Below are 21300 nucleotides of genomic sequence, written 5' to 3'. Positions count from 1 at the left end.
TCCGGACGAATGCGGCGGTACTCTTCCCCGGGGAGTGCCGCCGCATTCCGCGTTTTCCCACCTCGCGCGTGCCCCACGAAAGGGAGCGTCACATGGATTTCTGGGACATCATCTGGTTCATCATCGTCAGCTTCGCGTTCATCGCGTACCTGATGGTGCTCTTCTCGATCATCGGCGACCTATTCCGCAACCACCAGCAGTCCGGCTGGATCAAGGCGATCTGGATCGTCTTCCTGATCTTCGTGCCGTTCCTGACCGCACTGATCTACCTGATCGTCAACGGCAAGGGCATGGCCGAGCGCTCCGCTAAGGAATACGCGCAGGTCAAGCAGGCCCAGGACAGCTACATCCGCGAGGTCGCCGGCAAGTCCCCTGCCGAGCACATCGCCGACGCCAAGGCGTTGCTCGACGCGGGCACCATCACCGAAGCCGAGTACCAGGCCCTCAAGGCCAAGGCGCTGTCCTGACCACCCGCCCGCAGGACCGAGAGCAATGACGTCGGATCCGGTGGTGGTCGACCGCGACGGGCCCGTCACCAGCATCGGCATCAACCGTCCGCACGTGCGCAACGCCGTCGATCGGGCGACGGCCGAAGCGCTGGCCGGCGCCTTCCGCGCCTTCGACGCCGACGACGACGCGGCGGTCGCCGTGCTGCACGGCACCGGTGGCACCTTCTGCGCCGGCGCCGACCTGAAGGCGATCAGCGAGGGACAGCCGAACCGGGTCGCCCCGGACGGGGACGGGCCGATGGGTGTGTCGCGCATGCGGCTGTCCAAGCCCGTCGTCGCCGCGATCTCGGGGCACGCCGTGGCGGGCGGGCTCGAACTGGCCCTGTGGGCCGATCTGCGCGTCGCCGAGGAGGGGGCGGTGCTGGGGGTGTTCTGCCGCCGCTGGGGCGTGCCGCTGATCGACGGCGGCACGGTGCGGCTGCCGCGGCTCATCGGCGAGAGCCGCGCGATGGATCTCGTCCTGACCGGCCGCGCCGTCGACGCCGAGGAGGCATTGCGCATCGGGCTGGTCAACCGGCTCGTCCCCGTCGGCCAGGCACTCACCGCGGCCCGGGCGCTCGCGGCCGAGATCGCCGCCTTCCCGCAGACCTGCCTGCGACGGGACCGCCTCTCGCTGCTCGAGCAGCACGGGCTCGCCGAGGACCAGGCCCTGCTCAACGAGTTCCGGCACGGCGCGGTCTCCCTGGCGCACGACACGCTCGAGGGCGCGTCCCGGTTCGCCGGCGGTGCCGGGCGGCACGGCAGTTTCAGTGAGCCCGGTACCTAACCGTCCGCGCCACTGCCGTCCACGCCACTGCCGTCCCACACCACCTGCCCGTCCGCCCGCATGCGGGCACCCGGCGCCGCCTCGTGCGCCAGTAGGCGGCCGTCGTGCATGAGGTGCTCGACGTCGCGGTCGAAACGCAGCACGACGATGTCGGCGACGAGGCGGCGGTGGCATCGCCACCACACGCTCTCGCTGCACATCATCGCGGTCCGGCGCCGTGCGGACTCCTCGAGCAGCCCGTCGAGCGCGTCGGCGAACTCTTCGGTGCGGGTGTGGGCGGCGTAGGCGGCGAACTGCTCGACCCGCCACCACGAGTCCTCGGGTGTGGTCCCGGCAGGGAGCCGCCGCCGGCCGCCGAGCCGCCGCTCGAGCCGGTAGTCGATGCCGGCATCGGCCAGCCATTGCGTCATCGCGTCGCTCGACAGGTCCGGGTTGCGCCGGCTGCCCGGGAAGCGGCGGACGTCGACCAGCGACTCGACGCCGGCGGAATGCAGCAGCTCGGCCAGCTGCGTCCGGTCGAGCCGTCCGTGCCCTACGGAGAGCAGCATCGCGACGATCCCTTCCCTCGGGTCGGTTTCCCTCCGGCGTACTCACTCCGCCGGCATACCCACCCGCCCGGCATACCCCGCTGCCGGCTGTCGCATGCCCGTCCCCACGCCCGCGGCCGGCGCGTGCCGGCAGCCACCCGGCGACGCGATCGGCAGTTCCTCGAACCGGCCGTCCGGGAGGCGCAGGTGCACATGCACCGCCCCGGCGACCACCCCCAGCGGTTCGCGACCGAGCAGGCGCGCGAGCACGTAGGTCGCGCTCAGGCTGGTCACGTCGCGGATCACGCCGAGCGGCAGCAGCGAGCCCGTCTCGGCGAGCACCTCGCGCTCCCCGGCGCGCAACACCAGCCGCAGGCCCGGTGCGATGCCCTGGACGGCGAGCGAGACCGCGACGTTGTCCCGGTCGTCGGACCCCACCGCGGCGAGCGCGACCGCCCGACGGACCCCGACGCGCTCGAGCAGCCGGCGGTCGCCGCCGTCGCCGACCACTGCGGGGATGTTCAGGTCGCGCACCAGCCGCAGATTGCGCGCATTGGTGTCCCGCTCGACACCCACCACCGGGATACCGAGGTCCCGCAGCTCCCGGCACAGTCGCAGACCCACCTGCCCGAGGCCCACGACGATCACGTGCCCGGAGCGGGGCAGCGAACGAGGGCCGAACAACGCGGTCAGGCGCGGGCCCAGCAGCCGGTCCACGACCCCGGCGGTGAACATGGCGGTGAACACGATCGTCGCCAGCATCGCGGTGGACGCGATCGCGGCGTATGCCTCGTTGCTGTGCGGGTCGGCCGCCGGTCCGACCGTGGTGACCACGCGGACTGCCTCGTGGAACGCGTCGATCGTTCCTTTGCCCTCCCCGAAGGTCAGCCAGGCCCAGTCGCCGAACAGCACCGCCGCCAGCCCGAGCAGCCCGGCCAGCAGGATGCGCGTGCCGGTCTCGTGCGTGCGCAGCACCGCGGTGAGCTGACCGGCCCACCGCTGCCACACCATGCGGCGCGGCACCGCCACCGGCACCTCGTCGAGCACGTCACCGGCCACGCGGATGCCGCGCGGTTCGCGGGTGGAGGTCACGGCCAGCAGGTCGGGGGCCACGCACGGACCGGCCAGGGACGCGGCAGCAAGGTCGGCCGGCGACGTCACGTCGCACTGCGGCAGGAACCGCGCGAGCTGATCGCCGATCGTGCGGTCGAAGATCGTCGCGACCATCGGTGCGTCCGGCTGCAGATGCGCCGCGGCGAGCGCATACCGCAGGGCGACCACGTCGTCCTGCAGGAGCACCGCGATCCCGGCGACCGGCGACCGGTCCAGCAGGGCCCGCAGCTCCTCGTCGTCGGGCCGCGGCGCGTGCCGCACGGCGCAGCCCAGGGCGACGAGCGAGGCGCAGACCCGGCGCGCGACCGTGGTGTCGCCCACCACGACGTAGGTACCCGTGTTCCCGCTGGTTGTGTCCGCATCCGCCATGGCGACCACCTCCCCGCCCCAGGGGACCACGCCACCTGGGGGGACGCATCCGGCACCGCCGGTTCTGTGAGCGATTCACACCGGCGCAGCGGCGTGTGACGGCGCGGACACGGCGGCGCCGCGGCGCTGCCGTGTCCGCTGTGGAAAACTCGCGACGTGGGTACAAGCACTCGAATCACCGGGCGCGGGCGGCTGGCGCTGCGCGCAGCGAAGGCCGCCTCGTGGGCGTCGCTGAAGGCGGGACGTGGCAAAGGGTCGATGATCGGCGGTCTCGTCGCGCTGAAGATCGATCCGCGCCTGATGGAGCAGCTCGGCCGGGGCCGGCGCACCGTCCTGGTCACCGGCACCAACGGCAAGTCCACCACCACCCGGATGACGGCGGCGGCACTGGAGACGATGGACTCCGTCGCCACCCAGGCCGACGGGGCGAACATGGACGCCGGAATCGTCGCGGCGCTGGTCGCCAACCAGGACGCGCCGCTCGCGGCGATCGAGGTCGACGAGTTGCACACCCCGCACGTCGCGGACGCCCTCGACCCCGAAGCGATCGTGCTGCTCAATCTGAGCCGCGATCAGCTCGATCGGGTGGGCGAGATCAACATGATCGAACGCAAGCTGCGGGCCGGTCTCGAACGGCACCCGGACGCGGTGGTCGTCGCGAACTGCGACGACGTGCTCGTCACGTCCGTCGCCTACGACCACCCGAACGTGGTGTGGGTGGCAGCGGGTGCCGGGTGGGCGGGCGACTCGGTCAGCTGCCCCCGCACCGGCGAGCCGATCCTGTGGGAGGACGGGCACTGGCGCAGCACGGGCTCGGAATTCGCGCGGCCCGAACCGGATTGGTGGGTCGACGACGAGAATCTCTACGGCCCGGACGGGCTGGTGCTGCCGATGACGCTGACCCTGCCCGGGCGCGCCAATCGGGGCAACGCCGCGCAGGCGGTGGCCGCGGCGGTCGCCCTCGGCGCAGATCCGGCCGCGGCCGTCGCCGCCGCGGGTGTCGTCGAGGAGGTCGCCGGCCGGTACAAGACCGTGCAGGTCGGTCCGCACTCGGTGCACATGCTGCTGGCGAAGAACCCGGCCGGCTGGCAGGAGGCCCTGTCGATGATCGACCCGACGGTCGACGGTCTGGTCATCGCGGTCAACGGGCAGGTACCCGACGGGGAGGACCTGTCGTGGCTGTGGGATGTGCGGTTCGAGCACTTCGAGGGCGTGCAGGTGGTGGCGTCCGGCGAACGCGGCACCGATCTGGCCGTGCGGCTGACCTACGCCGGGGTCGAGCACACGCTGGTGGCCGATCCGGTCCGGGCCATTGCGTCGTGCCCGCCCGGACGGGTCGAGGTCCTGGCCAACTACACCGCGTTCCGGGATCTGAACACCGCCCTGGCGAAGGGAGCTGCGCATGTCTGAGTCCACCGTGCGGATCGGCCTCGTACTGCCCGATGTGATGGGCACCTACGGCGACAGCGGCAATGCGCTGGTCCTGCGGCAGCGCCTGCGGATGCGCGGCCACGACGCCGAGGTCGTATCGATCAACCTGACCGACCCGGTGCCCGATTCCCTGGACCTGTACACCCTCGGCGGGGCCGAGGACTCGGCGCAACGCCTCGCCACACGGCATCTGCAGCGGCATCCGGGTCTGCAACGGGCAGCCGAGCGGGGCGCCCCGGTACTGGCGATCTGCGCGGCCATCCAGGTGCTCGGCAACTGGTACCAGACGTCGGCGGGCGAACGCGTCGACGGCGTCGGCCTGCTCGACGTGACCACCGCTCCGCAGCAGACCCGCGCCATCGGCGAGGTGGTGACCACTCCCCTCGACGACGCGCTGCACCTGCCGTTGACCGGATTCGAGAACCACCGCGGCGGAACGACCCTGGGGCCGGATGCCCGTGCCCTGGGCCGTGTCACCCGGGGTGTCGGCAACGGCGTGGGCGACGGCGTCGAGGGCGCGGTGCAGGGTTCGGTGATCGGCACCTACATGCACGGACCGGTCCTGGCCCGCAATCCCGAGTTGGCGGACCTGCTGCTGGCACGCGCGCTCGGCGCGGACTCGCTGCCGCCGCTGGATCTGCCGGAGGTCGAGCAGTTGCGGCGCGAGCGACTGGCCTGACCCGGCGCCCGCGCACATCCCCTGGACAGGGGTTCGGCCCGGGAAATCGCTTTCGCGTTCACCGGGCCGGATCTCTGCTTCACGAGCCTCTGTCGTCCTCGGACGTCTGCTCGATTCGCACTACCGATGTTATCTGCATCACACCCCGAGCGCAAGGGTCAGGACTCAACTGCGTTTTTTCGTCTCGTGGTGATGCTGCTCGACGACGGTGCGGGCCAGTTCGGCGACCTTGACGTTGAGCTGTTGCGACGTCCGGCGGAGCAGGTCGAACGCCTCGACGTCGGAGATCTTGTTCAGCGCCATCAGAAGACCGACTGCCTTGCCGATCTCCCGGTTGCTCTCGATGCCGTTGCGCAGTGATGCGATGTCCTCGCCCCGGGACGTGGCGGCGACGGCAACGGCGGCGAAGGCGGCCAGAACGCTGCCGTGGGTGGCGGACGCGAGGTCGAAGGCCCCCGGCGTATCGGAGAACAGGTTCAGCGACCCGACCTTGCGGTCGTCGACTCGCAACCGGAATCCCATCGCTCCACGCACGGGCGTCTGCGTCACGATGCCGGGCGCCAGGTGCGGCCATTGCTCGGAAACATTCAGGTCCGGCTCGATCTGGGCGGCGTCCTCCTCGATCGCGTCCAGGCACGGCCCCTCACCGGTCACGCGCTCGAGGTCGTCGATGTGCCGCGCGACGTCGTCGGAGGCACCGACGGTGACGTACGCCTTACCTTCCCGCAGCATGAGGCTGGCATGGTCGCAGCCGGGTACCAGCATCGTGGCGGCCACACAGATCGCCGAGTACGTCTCGGAAGGGCCGTCGCCGCGATAGACGATCTCGGCAAGCGCGGTGAACACCGTCGCCGGATCGGCCGCGGACTGACCGTTGTGCATGAGCGCTCCTCGCCCTCTTCTTGCCGCGCCTTCGGTGCGGGCCCTCGAACCGCCATTCAATCAGACATGCGGAAACACCCACGATCAGCTTGGACGGCGAATCCGCTCGCCACGTGCGAATTCAGACCCGACGAGCGACCCGGGGCCCGAGTTGGACAGTCGCTCGAGTAGCACTTGTCGCTGTGATGGGGTACAACACATCGGCATTGGTTTTGTGAACCAAGTCACGGATTGCTTGCAGGGGGATAAACCGAATATGACAGGCACGGCAACGCGCCAGCACACCGCACGCTACGAGGACGTCCGGAGCGTCCCGATGGTGCTGGTGTCCACCACCAGCTCGTCGACGCGAGGGTGGCGCGCCGCTCTCGGGCACACACTCGGCACCGCCGTCTCGGTCGGCGCCGCAGCCCTCATGGTCACCGGCCTCACCGCGGTCGGTGCGACCACCACCGTCACGGGTCTCGTGTCCTTCCTCCGGACGAACTGATCGTCCAGGTCGACCGAGCCCCGTTCATCCGACACCACAGACAGGAACACCACCACACATGCACACCTCCGCTGTCGCCGCACCCCGTCGCTCCATGAGCACCGAGGAGATCAAGGCCCGCATCGAGGCCATGTTCGCGGACCACGACCAGCAGGAGCGCCCGACGGCCGACTGACGGTCGGCGCTCGGGCCGCACGTCGAGAGGAGAACAGATATGAACGCGAACGTGGTCGAGCTGCTGCTGCTGCTCGGTGCCGCACTGGGCGGCACCGCAGCCTTCAAGGCCTACCTGGCGCGACCGGATTCCACGCATCCGCCCGTATCCGACGACCTGGTCCGCCCGCCCCGATACTGACGACAGAGCACCCGTCCGGAAGACTGCCTTCCGGACGGGTTTCCTCATTCCGGACGGCCGAACCCGCGGAGCGCGGCGCCGGCCGGCCCCGAGGCGCGGTGCCACGCTCCGGACAGGACCGGCACTGTTCCCGGGGACCATCGGGACAGTTGTCCGCGGACCGCGGTGACCGGAGTGAGCAGCCAATCGGCGGTGTCCACGATCCGCTCGATCTTGCGGAGGGTCCGGTCGACCCGGTCGATCGACGCGCCGAGGCGGTCCACAGCCACCGCGCAGTTGCCGGGCTGCTCGTCGAACCGGCCGAGCACGCGGTCGGAGGTCTCGAGCGAGACGCCGATCCCCTCGGCCGCCCCTTCGACCCGGGCGATCGTCGCGTCCGCTCGCGGATGGTGCGGGAACCCAGGTCGGCGCAGATCGCGGAACCGCCGAGCATCAGCGCGCACATCAGCGCCGCGGCCTGACCACCACGAAGAACGCGCCGGAGTGCGCGCCGGCGCCGAGCCGATCGGCGAGGGAGCCGACGGAGACCGCGATGAGCACGCCGACGGGCAGCATCAGCAGCAGAGCCGGGCCGCTGCACACCTTCGCGATGAACAGCGCCTGCGTGATCGTCTCGCGGAGCGCGAGACGACGGCCCGCGACGGCTCTTCGGCGTCTCAGCCCTGGACGACCGCCGACAGGCCGCCGCGCAACTGGTGCTTGACGACCTTGCCGCTCGCGTTGCGCGGCAGGGCCTCGACGATCACGACGTCCTTCGGATGCTTGTAGCGGGCGAGCCGCTCGTCGAGGAACGGCTGCAACTCGTCCAGGGGGAGATCGTCGTGGCCGGGCCGCAACGCGATCACCGCGACCGGCACCTCGCCCCACTTCGGATCCGGACGTCCGATCACGGCGGCCTCGAGGATCTTCGGGTGCGAGAACAGCACGTTCTCGACCTCGGCGCAGTAGATGTTCTCGCCACCGGAGATGATCATGTCCTTCTTGCGGTCGACGACGTAGACGAAGCCCTCGTCGTCGACGCGCACGAGGTCACCGGAGTGGAACCAGCCGCCGTGGAACGCATCCGCCGTCGCGGCCGGGTTGTTCCAGTACTCGCTCATCATGGTGGGTCCGCGATAGACGATCTCGCCGACCTGACCGGGAGCCACATCGTTCATCTCGTCGTCGACGACCCGCGCCTGGATGGTGGGGATGACGCGGCCGACGGAGCCGAGCTTGCGCAGCGCGTCCTCGCCGTCGAGCACGCAGGTGATGGGCGACATCTCGGTCTGGCCGAACACCGCGACGTTCGACGCGTCGGGGAACGTCGCGGCCATCGCGCGCAGGATCGTGTCGGACGACGGTGCGGCACCCCAGGAGATGTTGCGCAGGGCCAGCTTCCGTGGGTTCGCCTGCTGTGCCGCGCACACCGCCTGCCATTGCACAGGCACCAGGAACAGGTTGGTGACCTGCTCGGCCTCGAGGACGTCGAGCAACTCGTTCGGGTCGAACGCCCCCACCGGATGGATCACCGTGGTGAGGCCCAGCATCAGGTTGGGTGCCATCGCACCGAGTGCCGCGATGTGGAACATCGGCGAGGCGCAGAACCCGACGCCGGACTCGTCGAACAGGTGGAACGCACGGATGCACGTGAGTGCCTGCGCGGACATGTTGCTGTGGGAGAGCACCGCACCCTTGGGTCGTCCCGTGGTCCCGGACGTGTACATGATCAGGGCCGGGGTGTCGTCCGGGACGTCGACGGCCGGGTGCGGCTCGCCCGTCTCGGCGACCAGGTCCTCGTAGGCGACGCTGTCGCCGTCCGGGGCCCCGCCGACGGTGACGGACAGGCCGAGCCCGTCGCTCTCCGCGCGGGCCGCGGCGGCCAGCGGAGCGAGGGGTGCCTCGACCACGATCGCCGAGGCCCCGCTGTCGTTCATCAGGTACGCCACCTCGGGTGCGGTGAGACGGAAGTTGACCGGCACGGCGATCGCGCCGAGGGCGTTCGCGGCGAGCACGGTTTCGAGGTACTCGGGACGGTTGAGCATGAGCACGACGACCCGGTCACCGAAGCCGACGCCGCGCCGCGCGAGGGCGTCGGCAAGCCGCTCGACCCGGTCGTGCAACTCCGCCCACGTGATCGACCGGCCCTGGAACCGCAGCGCGGTGCGGTTCGGGACCATCAGGGCGTGCCGCCCGAGGTGGTTGTTCCAGTTGTTGCGACGCAGGCGTTGCGTCTCGGCGAGGGTGGAGGCGGTGACCATGAGGATTCCTCTCGGGGCGTGGCGGGGTGCCGACGGGACGCGATCCCGGTTCTCGATGTGAGGCACATTACAGGCAGCGGCCATGTTCGGCCAGCACTTTGTTAATGGTGATTCTCGTCGGATCAAGCGCGCGAAGGAGTGACGGTCATGTGCATCACGCATCGCCGTCGACATCGAATGATTCTGTTGCCCAACGGTTTAACCGGACACTCCGGCGTGCGCGCGCTCGGGCAGCAGCCTGGTTTCCCTACCGAAAGTGCACGGACTGTCGTCAGGAGAAGCGCGGTGGTCGCTTCTCGAGCATCGCCATGACCGCCTCGGCGAAGTCCGCCGAGGCGAGCAGCTCGGTCTGGCCGCTCTTCTCCCGTGCCAGCGCGTCGTCGAGCAGGCCGAGCGTCGCGGCATGAAGTGCCCGCTTGGTCAGTTCGAAGGCGCGCCGTGGTTTCGTCGCCGTCCGGGCCGCCACGTCCGCGATATGCGCGGCGAACTGCGCGTCGGGCAGGGCGCGCGCGACGAGGCCGAACCGGTCGGCATCCGCGGCGGACACCCGCTCGCCGAGCAACGCCATCTCCGCGGCCCGCGCACGCCCGACCGCCGCCGGGACGAGCAGGCTCGCTCCGCCGTCGGGCATCAGCCCCATGTTCACGAACGACAGCAGGAAATAGGCGCTCTCGGTGGCGTAGGTGAGGTCCGCTGCAACGGCCATCGACACCCCCACGCCCGCGGCGGGGCCGTTGACGGCGGCGATCACCGGCACCGGAACCGTCGCGATGGATCGGATCACCGCGTTCGCGACGTCCATGACCTCGGACGGGTCGGCCGGGTTCGTCGCTGCGGCAGCGAGATCGGCGCCGGTGCAGAACGCGGTTCCCGCACCGGTGAGGACGACGGTGCGGATCCGGGGATCGGTGCCCGCCTCGTCCAGCGCGGCGCCGAGGGCCCGCATAGTCGGCAGGTCCACGGCGTTCATCCGCTTCGGCCGGTCGATGGTCAGCCGCAGGATGCCGTCGGCGAGTTCCGAGCGCAGCCCTTCCACTGGAGGTGTGCTCACGCCCCGGCCCCCTGTGCGACGAATCCGCGCAGCCGGCCTCCGATGATCGACCCCGCCTCGGACACCATGCGGTCGACGAGTTCGGCGCGGCCGGCCCACATCATCCCGCCCTGGACAATGGGGGGCGCGACCCCGAATGCCTCGGTGAATCGGGTTCTCACGGGACCTCCTCGGATCCTGAGCCTGCGCCGCGACGCGCATCGGACGGTCACGTCCGGCGCAGCGGGCGGACACCGTGGTACATCGGGAATGCTCGTTAACTTTCGCGGTGCGCAGCCACGTTTGCCAAGGGTCCTCCGCTGGCCTTTCCGTCGAGTGCCGCACTCCGATTCGCCGACGCGAATATGGGGTTGGTCGCTAACGTTTGCGATAGGATGCCGGCATCACGCCCGGCACGGATGGAGGTACGGTGGCGGAGCAGACCCGGCCCGGTTCGCGGGCGACGCGGACACGGTCGACCGCCCGCACGGTGACCGAAGGAGCACCGGCTCCGCGACGACGGCCGAAGAACCGCAAGGCACAGATCGCCGCGGTCGCCGCCGAGGCGTTCAGCGAACGCGGGTACCACAGCGTCGGGATCGACGAGATCGCGGCCGCGGTCGGCATTTCCGGCCCCGCCCTCTACCGGCACTTTCCCAACAAGTACGCGTTGTTCCGCGACGCCGCGCTGAGCCTGGGCACGACACTCGGGACGGCGGTCGCCGAAGCGGACGCCGCGTGCGCCTCGATCGCCGACCCCGCCGAACGCCTCGACCGCCTGCTGCTCGCCGCCATCCGCACCACCGTCGAATGCCGCCGCACCGCCGGGCTCTACCGGTGGGAGAGCCGCTATCTCACCGCGGAGGACCGCGACGCGGTCCGGCGAGAGATCTGGGGGGTCAACCGCCGGATCGGGGCCGCGCTGGCGGCGCTGCGCCCCGAGCTCCCGGAACCGGACAACGTCATCCTCAGCGCGGCCATGCTCAGCGTCGTCGGCAGCATCACCGCACACCGCGCCCCGCTGGCCAACCGCCGGATCGAGCGGCTGCTGCTCGAGGCCTGCCGGTCCGTCGCGCATGTCCGTCCGGCGACGACCGACCCGTCACACGACGAGGCGCCCCGCGCCCCGGGCCTCGCCGTCGCCAACAAGCGCGAGGTGCTGCTGCACGAGGCGATCCTGCTGTTCTACGCCCGCGGGTACCACGACGTGAGCATCGAGGAGATCGGTGCGGCGGCCGGCATCAACGCCTCCGGCGTCTACCGGCACTTCGCGAGCAAGGCCGACCTGCTCGCCGCGGCCTTCCACCGGGCCGCGGACCGGCTCGCCGTCGCCGTGAACGGCACGCTGGCCGACTCCACGACTCCGGCCGAGGCGCTGCGCTCCCTGACCCGCGTGTACGTGCAGTTGTCGTTCGCCCGCAGCGAGCTGATGGTCGTGTACTTCACCGAGATCGGTAACCTGCCCGATTCGCACCGCACCGACCTGCGCAACATCCAGCGCCTCAACGTCGAGGAGTGGGCCCGCCTGCTCGGCGAGGTGCGTCCGGACCTGTCCGCCGTCGAGTGCCGATTCCTGGTGCACGCCGCGCTCAACCTCGTGCTCGACGTCGGACGTCTCCTGCACTTCGACGCCACACCCACCAACGAGACCCGCATGCAGCAGCTCATGCTGGCGACCCTTCTCGGCGACCCGGCGGCGGACGCGTGACGCGCACGGCGCTCGCCGTCGTCCGGGCCGGCGACGCCGTCGAGGCAGTACTCACCTTCGACCGTCAGGAGTGACCATGACCGTGGCCGACGAGCTGGCCGCACTGCGCAGCCACCCCAGTGCGGCGGAACCCCCGCGCGCCGGGGCCGAATGTGACATCCGGTCGATGTGATCGACCGGATGTCACATTCGGTCAATCGGGGCGCCGGTCCAGGTGCTCGAGCAGCCGACGGACCGCATCGTCGAACTGCCCCGCGGTCTGCGCGATCACCTCGTCGCGATCCCCCCTGCGGAACGCGTCGATCAATCGGGCGTGCGAGTCGACGGCCGACCGGCCCCACTCCGGGTCCGCCGTGTAGAGCCGATAGGGGGTGTAGCGGGCCGCGCTGTAGAGGAACCAGGCGAGCTTCGGACTGTCCGCGATCCGGTTGACCTCGCGATGGAACTCGAACTCCGCGGCGGCGATCCAGTCGGCATCCGCCGACGAGACCGCGCGCCGCAGCTCGTCGTTCAGCGCGGTGAGCCGATCGAGATCCTCAGGCTCCGCGACGCGCAGTACCCGCACCGCCAGTTCCACGGCGATCCGTTCCTGCAGCCAGAAGATGTCGGTCACGTCGCCCCGCCCGAGCGGTGAGACGACGTAACCGCGGTTGGGCACCGACTCCACCAGCCCTTCCCCGCGTAGGGTCAGCAGCGCCTCCCGGACCGGGGTGACACTGACCCCGAGTTCGGCTGCGGTCTCGTCGAGCCGCACGAAGTCGCCGGACCGCAGCGCGCCGGAGATGATGAGGCCCCGCAGGTGGATCGCGACCTCCTCCGAGAGCTGAGGCCGTCGCCGCAGGGAACGGGCCGCCCGGGCCGGTGCCGCCATCGTCTACAGCCCGTAGCTCTTGCCGATGATGTCGCGCTGGATCTCGTTGGTGCCGCCGAAGATCGTCGACACGACCGTGCGACGGACGTGGTGCTCCATGTCGAACTCGGTGGCGTATCCGTAGCCACCCATCATCTGCATGCCTTCGAGGGCCGTCTTCTTGGCGACCTCGGTGGCCTTGAGCTTGACCATGGACGCCTCGCGCGGGAACAACCTGCCCGGGTTGTCGTCGACGAGCCGCGCGACGCGGTAGACGAGCAGGCGCGTGGCCTCGATCTCGGTGGCCAGGTCGGCGACGCGGTGGCGGATGACCTGGAACGTGCCGACCGGGCGGCCGAACTGCTTGCGTTCGGTGACGAACTTCAGGGCGTCGTCGAAGGCGCGCTGCGCGGTGCCGAGCATCATCGCGGCCAGGATGAGCCGCTCGGTGTTCAATCCGGCCATCAACTGGGTCCAGCCGTTGCCGACCTCGCCGACGACGGCGTCCTCCGGCAGATGCACGTCGGTGAGGTAGAGGTCGTTGACCTCCTTGCCGCCCATGGTCTCGATGCCGCTGATCTTCAGTCCCGCAGTGCCGGCCGGCAGGTGGAACATCGTCAGGCCCTGATGCTTGGCACCGCTGCGGTCGGTGCGGGCGACGAGCAGGATGTTGTCGGCGAAGTGCGCGTTGGAGCACCAGGTCTTCTGGCCGTTGATCAGCCAGCCGTCGTCGACCTTCTCGGCGCGGCAGGTCAGGGCGCCGACGTCGGACCCGGCCTCGGGCTCGGACATGGAGATGGACTGGGATCTGCCTTCGACGATGCCGCCGAGCACCGTCTCCTTCTGCGCCTGCGTGCCGAACTTCTCGTAGGCGGCGCCGGTGATGAGGGTGGGTCCGATGCCGCCGATCGGTGCCATGCCCTTCGTGCTCTGCTCGAGCAGGATGCACAGGTCGACCGTGCTGCCGGCGGACCCGCCGAACTCCTCGGGCACCGTCACCCCGAGCCAGCCGAGCTCGGCCATCTTCCGGTACAGCTCCTGGCTGTGGCTGCGCTTGCCGTGGTCGGTGAGGGCGTCGCGCTGTTCGCGGGTGCCGACCTCCCGTCGGCAGAAATCGGCGACGGCTGCCGCGAAGTCCTGCTGCTCGGGAGTGAATTCCGTCAGGTTCGTGTGCATGGGATCGGCCTCCTGGCCTGGACAAGTAGTAGGGGGTTGTCGACATCGGACGCGCCGCCTAGTGTGATATCCACGACAGTGAATCACATCAAATATATTTGATGTGGCCCATCGAAGGAAGCGGCGCCCATGACCCAGGAACTCACGCCCACCGATACCCAGCCCCCGACCCCTCCGGGGGAGACCTTCGCGAGTCTCGACCCGCGCAACGGGTCCGTCCTCGCCGAGTATCCGATCGCCGGCGCCGCCGACGTCGCCGCTGCCGTCGACCGCGCGCGTTCGGCAGCCCGATGGTGGGCCGACCAGGGCTTCCGTGGCCGCCGCGACTGGCTGCTCGAGTTCAAGAAGGCCGTCGCCGCCGACGCCGAGTCCCTCGCGGCCCTCGTCTCCGCCGAGACCGGCAAGCCGCGCGGTGACGCCTTCCTCGAGGTGATGCTCGCGATCGAGCACCTCGACTGGGCCGCCCGCAACGCCAGGAAGGTGCTGCGCCCGCGCAGGGTGCCGTCCGGCCTCGCCAGCGCCAACCAGCGGGCCACCCTCGAATACCAGCCGCTCGGCGTCATCGGCGTCATCGGACCGTGGAACTACCCGGTCTACACCCCGATGGGTTCGATCTCCTACGCCCTCGCCGCCGGCAACGCCGTCGTGTTCAAGCCGTCCGAGCTGACCCCCGGCGTGGGCAAGTGGCTCGAGGAGACGTGGAACGCGCTCGCCCCCACGCAGCCGGTGTTCCAGCTGATCACCGGTCTCGGCGAGACCGGCGCGGCACTCGCCCGCTCCGGCGTCGACAAGATCGCCTTCACCGGCTCCGGTGCCACCGCCCGCAAGGTCATGGCCGTGTGCGCCGAGACCCTCACCCCGCTCGTCGCCGAGTGCGGTGGCAAGGACGCGATGATCGTCGCGGATGACGCCGACCTCGACAAGGCCGTACAGATGGCCGCGTTCGGCGCGTTCGGGAACGCGGGACAGACCTGCGCCGGCGTCGAACGCATCTACGTCGTCGATTCGGTCTACCGGCAGTTCCTCGACAAGCTCACCGCGACCATCGAGCGCGTGCGCCCTGGCGGCAGCGACGACGCGAGCTACGGACCGATGACCCTGCCCCGGCAGATCGACATCGTGCGCGGCCAGATCGACGACGCGCTCGGGCACGGCGCCCGCGCCGTCGTCGGCGGCCGTGAGTCGGTGCACGACCGCTACGTCGACCCGGTGATCCTCACCGACGTCCCGGAGCGGTCGTCGGCCGTGTGCGAGGAGACGTTCGGCCCGACGGTGGTGGTCAACAAGGTGCGCGATCTCGACGAGGCCGTCGAGCGCGCCAACGCCACCGACTACGGCCTCGGCGCATCGGTGTTCACCAAGGACCGCGCTCGCGGACGGAAGATCGCCGACCGCCTGCGCACCGGCATGGTGTCGGTGAACTCGGTGCTCGGTTTCGCGGGCATCCCGTCGCTGCCGTTCGGCGGCATCGGCGAATCCGGGTTCGGCCGCATCCACGGCGCCGACGGCCTGCGCGAATTCAGCCGGCCCAAGTCGGTGACCGTCGAAAAGTTCCGGGCCCCGCTGAACCTGCTCACCCTCGAACGCAGCGCGCGGGACATGAAGATCGCCGCGTGGATGCTCCGCACCCGGCACGGGCGGTGACGGCGATGACGTCGACCTCCCCCGACCGCACCCGGGAACGCACGCGCGGGGCGTCCGTCGTCGCCCACCCCGACGCCCGGACCGAGAAAGCCGCCACCTTCCCCGCGCCGAACCAGGACCCGCACGCCGGATTCGGCCGATTCGGCTGGCTGAAGGTGATCGAGGGCCTGGACCCGGTCACCCACCACCAGGACATCCTGCGGATCACGGCCGGGTACGAGTTCCCCTGGGACTACCAGCGGTCGCTCGAGTTCGCGCTGTTCCGTACGTACTGTGTGCCGAGCATCTCCGCGCTGCTGGCCCGCACGGGCGAGTTCGAGCACCGTCCGCAGAAGCGCTACGACGACACCGCGATCCTGATGTCCGAACTCGTCGAGCACGGCTACGATTCCGACCGGGGTCGCGAGTCGCTGCGCAACGTCAACCGGATGCACGGCAGATATTCGATCGACAACGACGACATGCTCTACGTCCTCTCGACGTTCGTCTACGACCCGATCGACTGGATCGACCGCTACGGCTGGCGGCGGTTGCACCCGCACGAGCGTCTCGCCTCGTTCCACTTCTACCGCCAGGTGGGAATCCGGATGGGGATCAAGAACATTCCGGAGTCGTACCAGGACTTCCAGCGGTTCAAGCTGGACTACGAGGACGAGCACTTCACCTACAGCGACGACAACCACCGCATCGGCACCTACACCCTGCGGCTGTTCCAGTCGTGGTACCCGAAGGTGTTCGCACCCGCCGTCGCCACGGCCGTGTACTCGCTCATCGACGAGCGGATGGCTACGGCATTCGGGTTCCCGCAGGGCTCCCCGCGGGTCCGGGCCGTCGCGGAAGCCGCGCTGCGGGCCCGGTCGGCGGTGGTACGCCGGCTGCCGAAACGTCGGACCTCGATGGCCGCGAGCAATCCGAGCAACCGCACGTATCCGGGTTACCCGGAGGGCTATCGCCCGCGGGACCTCGGCGTGGAGTACTAGACCCGGGGAGGGAGGAGGCCGGTTCGCCGTCTGCGCGCAGGCGGCGGACCGGCGCACTCACACGGACGGCACTTCGGAGGTGACGTGCTCGACGGGCCGCCGGTTCGCCGCCGGCAGCGCGAGCGCAGCCACGAACACCACCACCGCGCAGGCGGCGCACGCCAGGTAGGCGATCGAGAATCCGGCCGTGCTGATGCCGCCGTTCACCAGATGCGCCGCGAGCACGGTCGCGACCACGGCGCTGCACACCGTGCTGCCCGTGGTGCGCAGCAGCACGTTGACGCCGTTCGCCGCGGCGGTCTGTTCGAGCGGGACCGCACCCATGATCAGCACCGGCAGTGTGCAGTAGACGAGCGTGGTGCCGATGGCGGCGACGCCGAGCGCCACCACCACCGACCACAGCGGCTTGTCGGGCACCGCATGCAGCGAGTACCCGCCCAGCAGGAACAACGCGCCGGCCAGCATGGGGACCTTCGTGCCCCACCGGTCGGACAACCGCGCGGCGACGAGGGCGAACGACATCATCGCGAAGCTCGCCGGCAGCTGGCACAGGGCCGCGAGCAGGATCGGCAGTCCGTATCCGGCGCCGTGGTCCGGGTCGGCCTGCAGCAACTGCGTGGTGATGAGGGTGTTGCCGTAGAACGCGAATCCGACCAGCAGGGCGGCCAGGTGCGGCATCAGGACCGTGCGCCGCGCCGAGGCCCGCAGGTCGACGAGCGGATTGCGGTTGCGCAGCTGCTGGAATCCCCACAGTCCGAACAGCACCACGGCGGCAGCGAACATCGACAGCACCGCGGGGCTGGTCCAGCCCCAGGTGCTGCCCTGGGTGAGGGGGACGAGCAGGCTCACCAGCGCGGCGCTCAGGCCGACCGCGCCGACGCCGTCGAACCGGCCGCCGGTGCGGGTGCGGGACTCGCGGATGAACACCGCGGCCGCGGTCGCCACCGCCGTGCCGATCGCGGTGGTGACCCAGAACAGCACGTGCCAGTCCGCGAACTGGACGATGGCGGCGGCGAACGGGATACCCAGCGCGGTGCCCAGACCGAGGGTGGAGCTGAGCAGGGCGATGGCGCGTCCGACGCGGGCCTTGGGCAGTTCCTCCCGCAGGATCGACATGCCGATCGGAATGACCGCCGCACCCGCGCCCTGCAGGCCGCGGGCGGTGATGAGGACCGCGATGTTCGAGCTGATCGCGCACAGCAGCGATCCGACGGTCATCAGGACCAGCGCGACGAGCAGCATGCGCTTCTTGCCGACCATGTCGGCGAGCCGCCCGAAGATCGGGGTCATCACGGCCCCGACGAGCAGGGTGGTCGTCACCAGCCACGACACGGCCGTGGTGCCGGCGCCGGTCAGCGCCGGCATGCTCGGCAGCAGCGGCACCATGACCGTCTGCATGATCGCCTGGAAGATCGCCCCGACCGCGAGGATCGGGAAGACGAAGCGCGACGGCCGGGGCGCGGCCGCCGTCGTCGCCCCGCGGACGGACGGCACGGCAAGCGACCGGTCCGGCCGGGACCCGCGCAGCCGGAGGGGGTGGATGGACACGTACGCCATCGGTCCTCCTCCGTGCGGGGTGAATAATTGTTTACAAGGCTAAGTGAATAGCCGTTTACCCCGCAACAGAGGTGACCCGCATCTCACTCCGGGCCGTCGGTCATTCCGCCCTGTCGAGCAGCTTCTGCACCAGCGGCGCGTACCGCGCCACCACGTCCGGCACCGAACCGGTGGCCCGCTCCCCGAGCATGCGCCGCCGCATGATCGCCAGACCCATCACCATCGACATCGCCAGCTCCGCCCGCAACCGTGCATCCGGGCCGGGCAGCCGTGCCGCGAGCGCGTCGATCATCTGCTTCGAGTAGTTCTCCCGGAGCTTGCGGTTGCTCTCCTCGCTCGCCCCACTCATGAACAGGATGTTCATCGAGAGCGGCTTGTACGGTTCGAGCGGGCGCGCCAGCATCGACACCATCCGCTCCCCCAGTTGTTCGAGGGGTCCGTCGAACAAGACGTCCGCTGCGCCCTGGAAGTCGACCAGCGCGTCGAACAGCTGCTCCTTGGAGCCGAAGTACTTGATGATCAGTGCCGGGCTGACCCCGGCGTCCTCGGCGATGTCCTTGAGGGTGATCTCCCGGTACGGACGCGTCGCGAACGCCACGCCCGCCGCGTCGAGGATCCGGCGGCGCGTCTGCTCCCCGGTGCGTCTCGGGGCGGTCACAGTGTGCGTCGGCCCGAGAGCGCCCGCCCGAGGGTCAGCTCGTCGGCGAACTCGAGGTCGCCACCCATGGGCAGACCGGATGCCAGCCGCGTCACGGTCAGACCCGGGAAGTCCCGCAGCATCCGCACGAGGTACGTCGCCGTCGCCTCGCCCTCCGTGTTGGGGTCCGTCGCGATGATCACCTCGGTGACGTCGACGCCGTCCTCCTGATTGCCGATGCGCGTGAGCAGCTCACGGATCCGCAACTGGTCGGGACCGATGCCGCTGAGCGGATCGAGCGCGCCGCCGAGCACGTGGTAGCGCCCACGGAACTCGCGGGTGCGCTCGATGGCCTGCACGTCCTTCGGCTCCTCGACCACGCAGATCTGGGTCCGGTCCCGGCGCGGATCGGAACAGATCCGGCACCGCTCCTGATCCGACACCGTGCCGCATACCTCGCAGAACCGGACACCGTCGCGCACCTGCTGCAGGGCCGCCTGCAGCCGGTCGATCTCCGGTGGTTCGAGCGACAACAGGTGGAACGCGATGCGCTGGGCGCTCTTCGGACCTATGCCCGGCAGCTTGCCGAGCTCGTCGATCAGATCCTGGACCGGTCCCTCGTACACGTGACTCCTCTAGAAGCCGGGCAGACCGGGGATGCTGCCGCCGAGCCCACCGGCCAGGGGGCCGAGCTTCTCGGAGGCGATCTCCTGCGCCTTCGCCGACGCGTCGGCAATCGCCCCGATCACCAGATCCTGCAGCGTCTGCACGTCCTCGGGGTCGACGACCTTCGGGTCGATGCGCAGCCCGACGACCTCACCGGTCCCCTTCACCGTCGCCGTCACCAGGCCGCCACCGGCCTGGCCGGTCACCTCCGCCTGCGCCATCTCCGCCTGGGCGGCCATCAGCTGCTGCTGCATCTGCTGCGCCTGCGCCAGGAGCTGCTGCATGTCGGGCATTCCACCGGGTTCCACAGGCATGTCCTTTCCGCGGGATTTCGCAACTCAGGGTAGTCCGTCCCCGGTACCGTGACGGAATGCGCGTGCGTGGACTGTCCCGCCGGATCACCGTCGCCGCCACCTGCGTGCTGGCCCTGTCCCTGCCGGCAGTCCCGGCGACCGCGACCCAGGACCTGCCGCTGACCGGGCGCACCGTCTTCCTCGACCCCGGCCACAACGGCGCGAACGACGCGAGCATCACCACCCAGGTGCCCACCGGCCGCGGCGGCACCAAGAACTGCCAGACCACCGGCACCAGTACCGACTCGGGCTACGCGGAGCACACCTTCAACTGGGACGTCGCGATGCTCGTGCGCGCCGAACTCGAGCGGCTCGGCGCGCACGTGCTGCTCAGCCGCCCCGACGATGTGTCCGTCGCAGCCTGCGTGGACCGGCGCGCCGAGGAAGCCAACGCCTCCGGCGCGGACGTCGTGGTCAGCCTGCACGCCGACGGCGGTCCCGCCGACGGTCGCGGCTTCCACGTCAACTACTCGGCGCCCCCGCTCGACGAGGTGCAGGCCGGTCCGTCCGTCGCCCTCGCCGTCGCCGTGCGCGACGCCCTCGTCGACGCCGGACTGACCCCGTCCACCTACCTCGGCACCGCCGGCCTGCTCGGCCGCGACGACCTGGCCGGCCTCAATCTGGCCCGACGGCCGTCGGTGCTGGTCGAGCTCGGCAACATGCGCAATGCGACGGACGCCGCGACGATGACCGATCCCGACGGGCGGCAGCGCTACGCCACCGCCGTCGTCGCCGGGATCGTCGCGTTCGCCGGCGACCCCGCCGAGGCCCTCTAGTCCAGTTCGCGCTTCAGGTTCGCCAGCACCTGCTCCTGGATCTTGCGCAGCCCGAGCGGCGCGAAGGTCTTCTCGAAGAAGCCGCCGATGCCACCCGCCCCCTTCCACTCGGTCAACGTCACCACGGTCGAGCCGGTGCCGTTGGGCACCACGCTCCACGTAGTCACCAAGGACGAGTTCGCGTCCCGCTCGGTGATCGTGCTGCCCGAGACCGCCACTCGCGCCTCGACGTCGCGGGCCCGCTTCTTCGTCGCCTGCAGGATCCAGTGCACGACCGTGCCGTCACCGCGGCCACCCGAGAGCACCCGGTAGTCACGGTACTGCTCGGTGAGGATGCGCGGACGCACCGACTCGTAGTCCGCGAGCGCCTCGAGCACCCGCTCCGGTGCCGCGGTGAGCTGAATCGAACTGCTGGCGCTTACCTGTCCCACTGTTCCTCCTGTTGCTCGTGGGCCGCTCGGGGCGCGGCCGTCACCGGTTCCCATCCTGCCTGCTGCATCGTCGCGCCCGGCCGGGCCCGCGGGGCTATTGTGAAGGTCGCCACCGTGCGTCGCCCCAGGGA

Annotated in this window: 23 protein-coding genes and 2 pseudogenes; 10 read left to right on the top strand and 15 right to left on the bottom strand. The window is 70.2% G+C overall.

The window, feature by feature from the left end; all coding sequences use genetic code 11:
- Window positions 1-92: 92 nt before the first annotated feature.
- Window positions 93-467 (top strand): SHOCT domain-containing protein, encoded by a 375-nt coding sequence (locus tag ACM26Y_RS02225; protein WP_003935354.1) that lies wholly within the window; start codon window positions 93-95, stop codon window positions 465-467.
- Between the two features lie 25 nt (window positions 468-492).
- Entirely contained in the window at window positions 493-1275 is a 783-nt protein-coding gene (locus ACM26Y_RS02220) for a crotonase/enoyl-CoA hydratase family protein (protein ID WP_416062539.1), read from the top strand.
- Here the strand turns inward: ACM26Y_RS02220 and ACM26Y_RS02215 are convergent.
- Both ACM26Y_RS02215 and ACM26Y_RS02210 read right to left on the bottom strand, forming a co-directional pair.
- The gene (locus ACM26Y_RS02215) at window positions 1272-1823 is read right to left on the bottom strand and encodes a DUF488 family protein (protein WP_416062538.1); all 552 of its coding nucleotides are present in this window, start codon (window positions 1821-1823) and stop codon (window positions 1272-1274) included. The two genes, ACM26Y_RS02220 and ACM26Y_RS02215, sit on opposite strands and share 4 nt — an antisense overlap.
- Window positions 1824-1865: 42 nt before the next feature.
- Entirely contained in the window at window positions 1866-3284 is a 1419-nt protein-coding gene (locus tag ACM26Y_RS02210) for a potassium channel family protein (protein ID WP_416062537.1), read from the bottom strand.
- A gap of 156 nt (window positions 3285-3440) precedes the next feature.
- Between ACM26Y_RS02210 and ACM26Y_RS02205 the strand changes: the two genes are divergently transcribed.
- Together ACM26Y_RS02205 and ACM26Y_RS02200 are read left to right on the top strand one after the other, a co-directional pair.
- Window positions 3441-4694 carry a MurT ligase domain-containing protein gene (locus ACM26Y_RS02205; protein ID WP_416062536.1) on the top strand — a complete coding sequence of 418 codons (1254 nt, stop codon included), beginning with the start codon at window positions 3441-3443 and terminating at the stop codon, window positions 4692-4694.
- Window positions 4687-5394 (top strand): type 1 glutamine amidotransferase, encoded by a 708-nt coding sequence (locus tag ACM26Y_RS02200; RefSeq protein WP_416062535.1) that lies wholly within the window; start codon window positions 4687-4689, stop codon window positions 5392-5394. The genes ACM26Y_RS02205 and ACM26Y_RS02200 overlap by 8 nt, the downstream gene beginning before the upstream one ends.
- Window positions 5395-5559: 165 nt before the next feature.
- Here ACM26Y_RS02200 and ACM26Y_RS02195 read toward each other — a convergent pair whose 3' ends face one another.
- Entirely contained in the window at window positions 5560-6276 is a 717-nt protein-coding gene (locus tag ACM26Y_RS02195; RefSeq protein ID WP_003935360.1) for an ANTAR domain-containing protein, read from the bottom strand.
- A 256-nt stretch (window positions 6277-6532) separates the two neighbouring features.
- On the opposite strand from ACM26Y_RS02195, the gene ACM26Y_RS02190 reads away from it, so the two are divergent.
- Complete coding sequence (locus ACM26Y_RS02190; protein WP_003935361.1) at window positions 6533-6766, top strand: hypothetical protein; 234 nt, start codon at window positions 6533-6535, stop codon at window positions 6764-6766.
- 214 nt (window positions 6767-6980) lie between these two features.
- Window positions 6981-7121 (top strand): hypothetical protein, encoded by a 141-nt coding sequence (locus tag ACM26Y_RS02185; RefSeq protein WP_200863118.1) that lies wholly within the window; start codon window positions 6981-6983, stop codon window positions 7119-7121.
- 44 nt (window positions 7122-7165) lie between these two features.
- On the opposite strand, the gene ACM26Y_RS02180 is transcribed toward ACM26Y_RS02185, so the two are convergent.
- From ACM26Y_RS02180 to ACM26Y_RS02160, 5 genes and pseudogenes are all read right to left on the bottom strand, one after another.
- On the bottom strand, window positions 7166-7564 hold the full coding sequence (locus ACM26Y_RS02180) for a hypothetical protein (protein WP_416062534.1): 399 nt from the start codon (window positions 7562-7564) through the stop codon (window positions 7166-7168).
- A pseudogene (locus tag ACM26Y_RS02175) lies at window positions 7501-7769 on the bottom strand (ABC transporter permease); the annotation flags it as partial. The pseudogene ACM26Y_RS02175 and the gene ACM26Y_RS02180, both read right to left, overlap by 64 nt.
- A gap of 8 nt (window positions 7770-7777) precedes the next feature.
- Window positions 7778-9361 (bottom strand): fatty-acid--CoA ligase FadD5, encoded by a 1584-nt coding sequence (fadD5, locus tag ACM26Y_RS02170; RefSeq protein ID WP_416062533.1) that lies wholly within the window; start codon window positions 9359-9361, stop codon window positions 7778-7780.
- A 271-nt stretch (window positions 9362-9632) separates the two neighbouring features.
- Window positions 9633-10412, bottom strand: a complete 780-nt coding sequence (locus tag ACM26Y_RS02165; protein WP_416062532.1) for an enoyl-CoA hydratase — start codon at window positions 10410-10412, stop codon at window positions 9633-9635.
- Between the two features lie 44 nt (window positions 10413-10456).
- Window positions 10457-10573, bottom strand: a pseudogene (locus tag ACM26Y_RS02160) (nitronate monooxygenase); the annotation flags it as partial.
- 248 nt (window positions 10574-10821) lie between these two features.
- On the opposite strand from ACM26Y_RS02160, the gene ACM26Y_RS02155 reads away from it, so the two are divergent.
- On the top strand, window positions 10822-12099 hold the full coding sequence (locus ACM26Y_RS02155) for a TetR/AcrR family transcriptional regulator (RefSeq protein ID WP_416062531.1): 1278 nt from the start codon (window positions 10822-10824) through the stop codon (window positions 12097-12099).
- A 193-nt stretch (window positions 12100-12292) separates the two neighbouring features.
- On the opposite strand, the gene ACM26Y_RS02150 is transcribed toward ACM26Y_RS02155, so the two are convergent.
- Together ACM26Y_RS02150 and ACM26Y_RS02145 are read right to left on the bottom strand one after the other, a co-directional pair.
- Complete coding sequence (locus ACM26Y_RS02150; RefSeq protein ID WP_003935367.1) at window positions 12293-12970, bottom strand: GntR family transcriptional regulator; 678 nt, start codon at window positions 12968-12970, stop codon at window positions 12293-12295.
- A 3-nt stretch (window positions 12971-12973) separates the two neighbouring features.
- Window positions 12974-14125 carry an acyl-CoA dehydrogenase family protein gene (locus ACM26Y_RS02145; protein ID WP_416062530.1) on the bottom strand — a complete coding sequence of 384 codons (1152 nt, stop codon included), beginning with the start codon at window positions 14123-14125 and terminating at the stop codon, window positions 12974-12976.
- Between the two features lie 129 nt (window positions 14126-14254).
- Between ACM26Y_RS02145 and ACM26Y_RS02140 the strand changes: the two genes are divergently transcribed.
- Together ACM26Y_RS02140 and ACM26Y_RS02135 are read left to right on the top strand one after the other, a co-directional pair.
- Window positions 14255-15769, top strand: coding sequence for an aldehyde dehydrogenase family protein (locus ACM26Y_RS02140; RefSeq protein WP_416062529.1), 1515 nt, complete (start codon window positions 14255-14257; stop codon window positions 15767-15769).
- Between the two features lie 5 nt (window positions 15770-15774).
- Window positions 15775-16749, top strand: coding sequence for an oxygenase MpaB family protein (locus ACM26Y_RS02135; RefSeq protein ID WP_416062528.1), 975 nt, complete (start codon window positions 15775-15777; stop codon window positions 16747-16749).
- Between the two features lie 57 nt (window positions 16750-16806).
- Here the strand turns inward: ACM26Y_RS02135 and ACM26Y_RS02130 are convergent, their stop codons facing one another.
- The 4 genes from ACM26Y_RS02130 to ACM26Y_RS02115 all read right to left on the bottom strand — a co-directional run bounded on the left by ACM26Y_RS02130 (window position 16807) and on the right by ACM26Y_RS02115 (window position 19902).
- Window positions 16807-18306, bottom strand: a complete 1500-nt coding sequence (locus ACM26Y_RS02130) for an MFS transporter (protein WP_054373314.1) — start codon at window positions 18304-18306, stop codon at window positions 16807-16809.
- A gap of 100 nt (window positions 18307-18406) precedes the next feature.
- A complete protein-coding gene (locus tag ACM26Y_RS02125) occupies window positions 18407-18964 on the bottom strand; it encodes a TetR/AcrR family transcriptional regulator (RefSeq protein ID WP_289377954.1) in 558 nt (185 codons plus the stop codon).
- Complete coding sequence (gene recR / locus ACM26Y_RS02120; RefSeq protein WP_003935373.1) at window positions 18961-19569, bottom strand: recombination mediator RecR; 609 nt, start codon at window positions 19567-19569, stop codon at window positions 18961-18963. Before recR ends, ACM26Y_RS02125 begins: the two co-directional genes overlap by 4 nt.
- 9 nt (window positions 19570-19578) lie before the next feature.
- Window positions 19579-19902, bottom strand: coding sequence for a YbaB/EbfC family nucleoid-associated protein (locus tag ACM26Y_RS02115; protein ID WP_416063600.1), 324 nt, complete (start codon window positions 19900-19902; stop codon window positions 19579-19581).
- A gap of 77 nt (window positions 19903-19979) precedes the next feature.
- Between ACM26Y_RS02115 and ACM26Y_RS02110 the strand changes: the two genes are divergently transcribed.
- Window positions 19980-20738, top strand: coding sequence for an Rv3717 family N-acetylmuramoyl-L-alanine amidase (locus ACM26Y_RS02110; protein WP_054372935.1), 759 nt, complete (start codon window positions 19980-19982; stop codon window positions 20736-20738).
- On the opposite strand, the gene ACM26Y_RS02105 is transcribed toward ACM26Y_RS02110, so the two are convergent.
- Window positions 20735-21169: an SRPBCC family protein gene (locus ACM26Y_RS02105; RefSeq protein WP_003935377.1), complete on the bottom strand. Its 435-nt coding sequence runs from the start codon at window positions 21167-21169 to the stop codon at window positions 20735-20737. The two genes, ACM26Y_RS02110 and ACM26Y_RS02105, sit on opposite strands and share 4 nt — an antisense overlap.
- Window positions 21170-21300: the final 131 nt, after the last annotated feature.

The sequence above is a fragment of the Rhodococcus indonesiensis genome (genome assembly GCF_047782815.1).
GTDB lineage: Bacteria > Actinomycetota > Actinomycetes > Mycobacteriales > Mycobacteriaceae > Rhodococcus > Rhodococcus indonesiensis.
The sequence above is the reverse complement of the archived record's forward strand: the minus strand, read 5'-3'. Positions and strand labels throughout refer to the sequence as shown.

Bases quoted from the DNA above. Each gene is read 5' to 3' on its own strand.
- ACM26Y_RS02225 (WP_003935354.1), top strand. From the start codon at position 93: ATGGATTTCTGGGACATCATCTGGTTCATCATCGTCAGCTTCGCGTTC.
- ACM26Y_RS02220 (WP_416062539.1), top strand. From the start codon at position 493: ATGACGTCGGATCCGGTGGTGGTCGACCGCGACGGGCCCGTCACCAGC.
- ACM26Y_RS02215 (WP_416062538.1), bottom strand. From the start codon at position 1,823: ATGCTGCTCTCCGTAGGGCACGGACGGCTCGACCGGACGCAGCTGGCC.
- ACM26Y_RS02210 (WP_416062537.1), bottom strand. From the start codon at position 3,284: ATGGCGGATGCGGACACAACCAGCGGGAACACGGGTACCTACGTCGTG.
- ACM26Y_RS02200 (WP_416062535.1), top strand. From the start codon at position 4,687: ATGTCTGAGTCCACCGTGCGGATCGGCCTCGTACTGCCCGATGTGATG.
- ACM26Y_RS02195 (WP_003935360.1), bottom strand. From the start codon at position 6,276: ATGCACAACGGTCAGTCCGCGGCCGATCCGGCGACGGTGTTCACCGCG.
- ACM26Y_RS02190 (WP_003935361.1), top strand. From the start codon at position 6,533: ATGACAGGCACGGCAACGCGCCAGCACACCGCACGCTACGAGGACGTC.
- ACM26Y_RS02185 (WP_200863118.1), top strand. From the start codon at position 6,981: ATGAACGCGAACGTGGTCGAGCTGCTGCTGCTGCTCGGTGCCGCACTG.
- fadD5 (WP_416062533.1), bottom strand. From the start codon at position 9,361: ATGGTCACCGCCTCCACCCTCGCCGAGACGCAACGCCTGCGTCGCAAC.
- ACM26Y_RS02150 (WP_003935367.1), bottom strand. From the start codon at position 12,970: ATGGCGGCACCGGCCCGGGCGGCCCGTTCCCTGCGGCGACGGCCTCAG.
- ACM26Y_RS02145 (WP_416062530.1), bottom strand. From the start codon at position 14,125: ATGCACACGAACCTGACGGAATTCACTCCCGAGCAGCAGGACTTCGCG.
- ACM26Y_RS02140 (WP_416062529.1), top strand. From the start codon at position 14,255: ATGACCCAGGAACTCACGCCCACCGATACCCAGCCCCCGACCCCTCCG.
- ACM26Y_RS02135 (WP_416062528.1), top strand. From the start codon at position 15,775: ATGACGTCGACCTCCCCCGACCGCACCCGGGAACGCACGCGCGGGGCG.
- ACM26Y_RS02130 (WP_054373314.1), bottom strand. From the start codon at position 18,306: ATGGCGTACGTGTCCATCCACCCCCTCCGGCTGCGCGGGTCCCGGCCG.
- ACM26Y_RS02115 (WP_416063600.1), bottom strand. From the start codon at position 19,902: ATGCCCGACATGCAGCAGCTCCTGGCGCAGGCGCAGCAGATGCAGCAG.
- ACM26Y_RS02110 (WP_054372935.1), top strand. From the start codon at position 19,980: ATGCGCGTGCGTGGACTGTCCCGCCGGATCACCGTCGCCGCCACCTGC.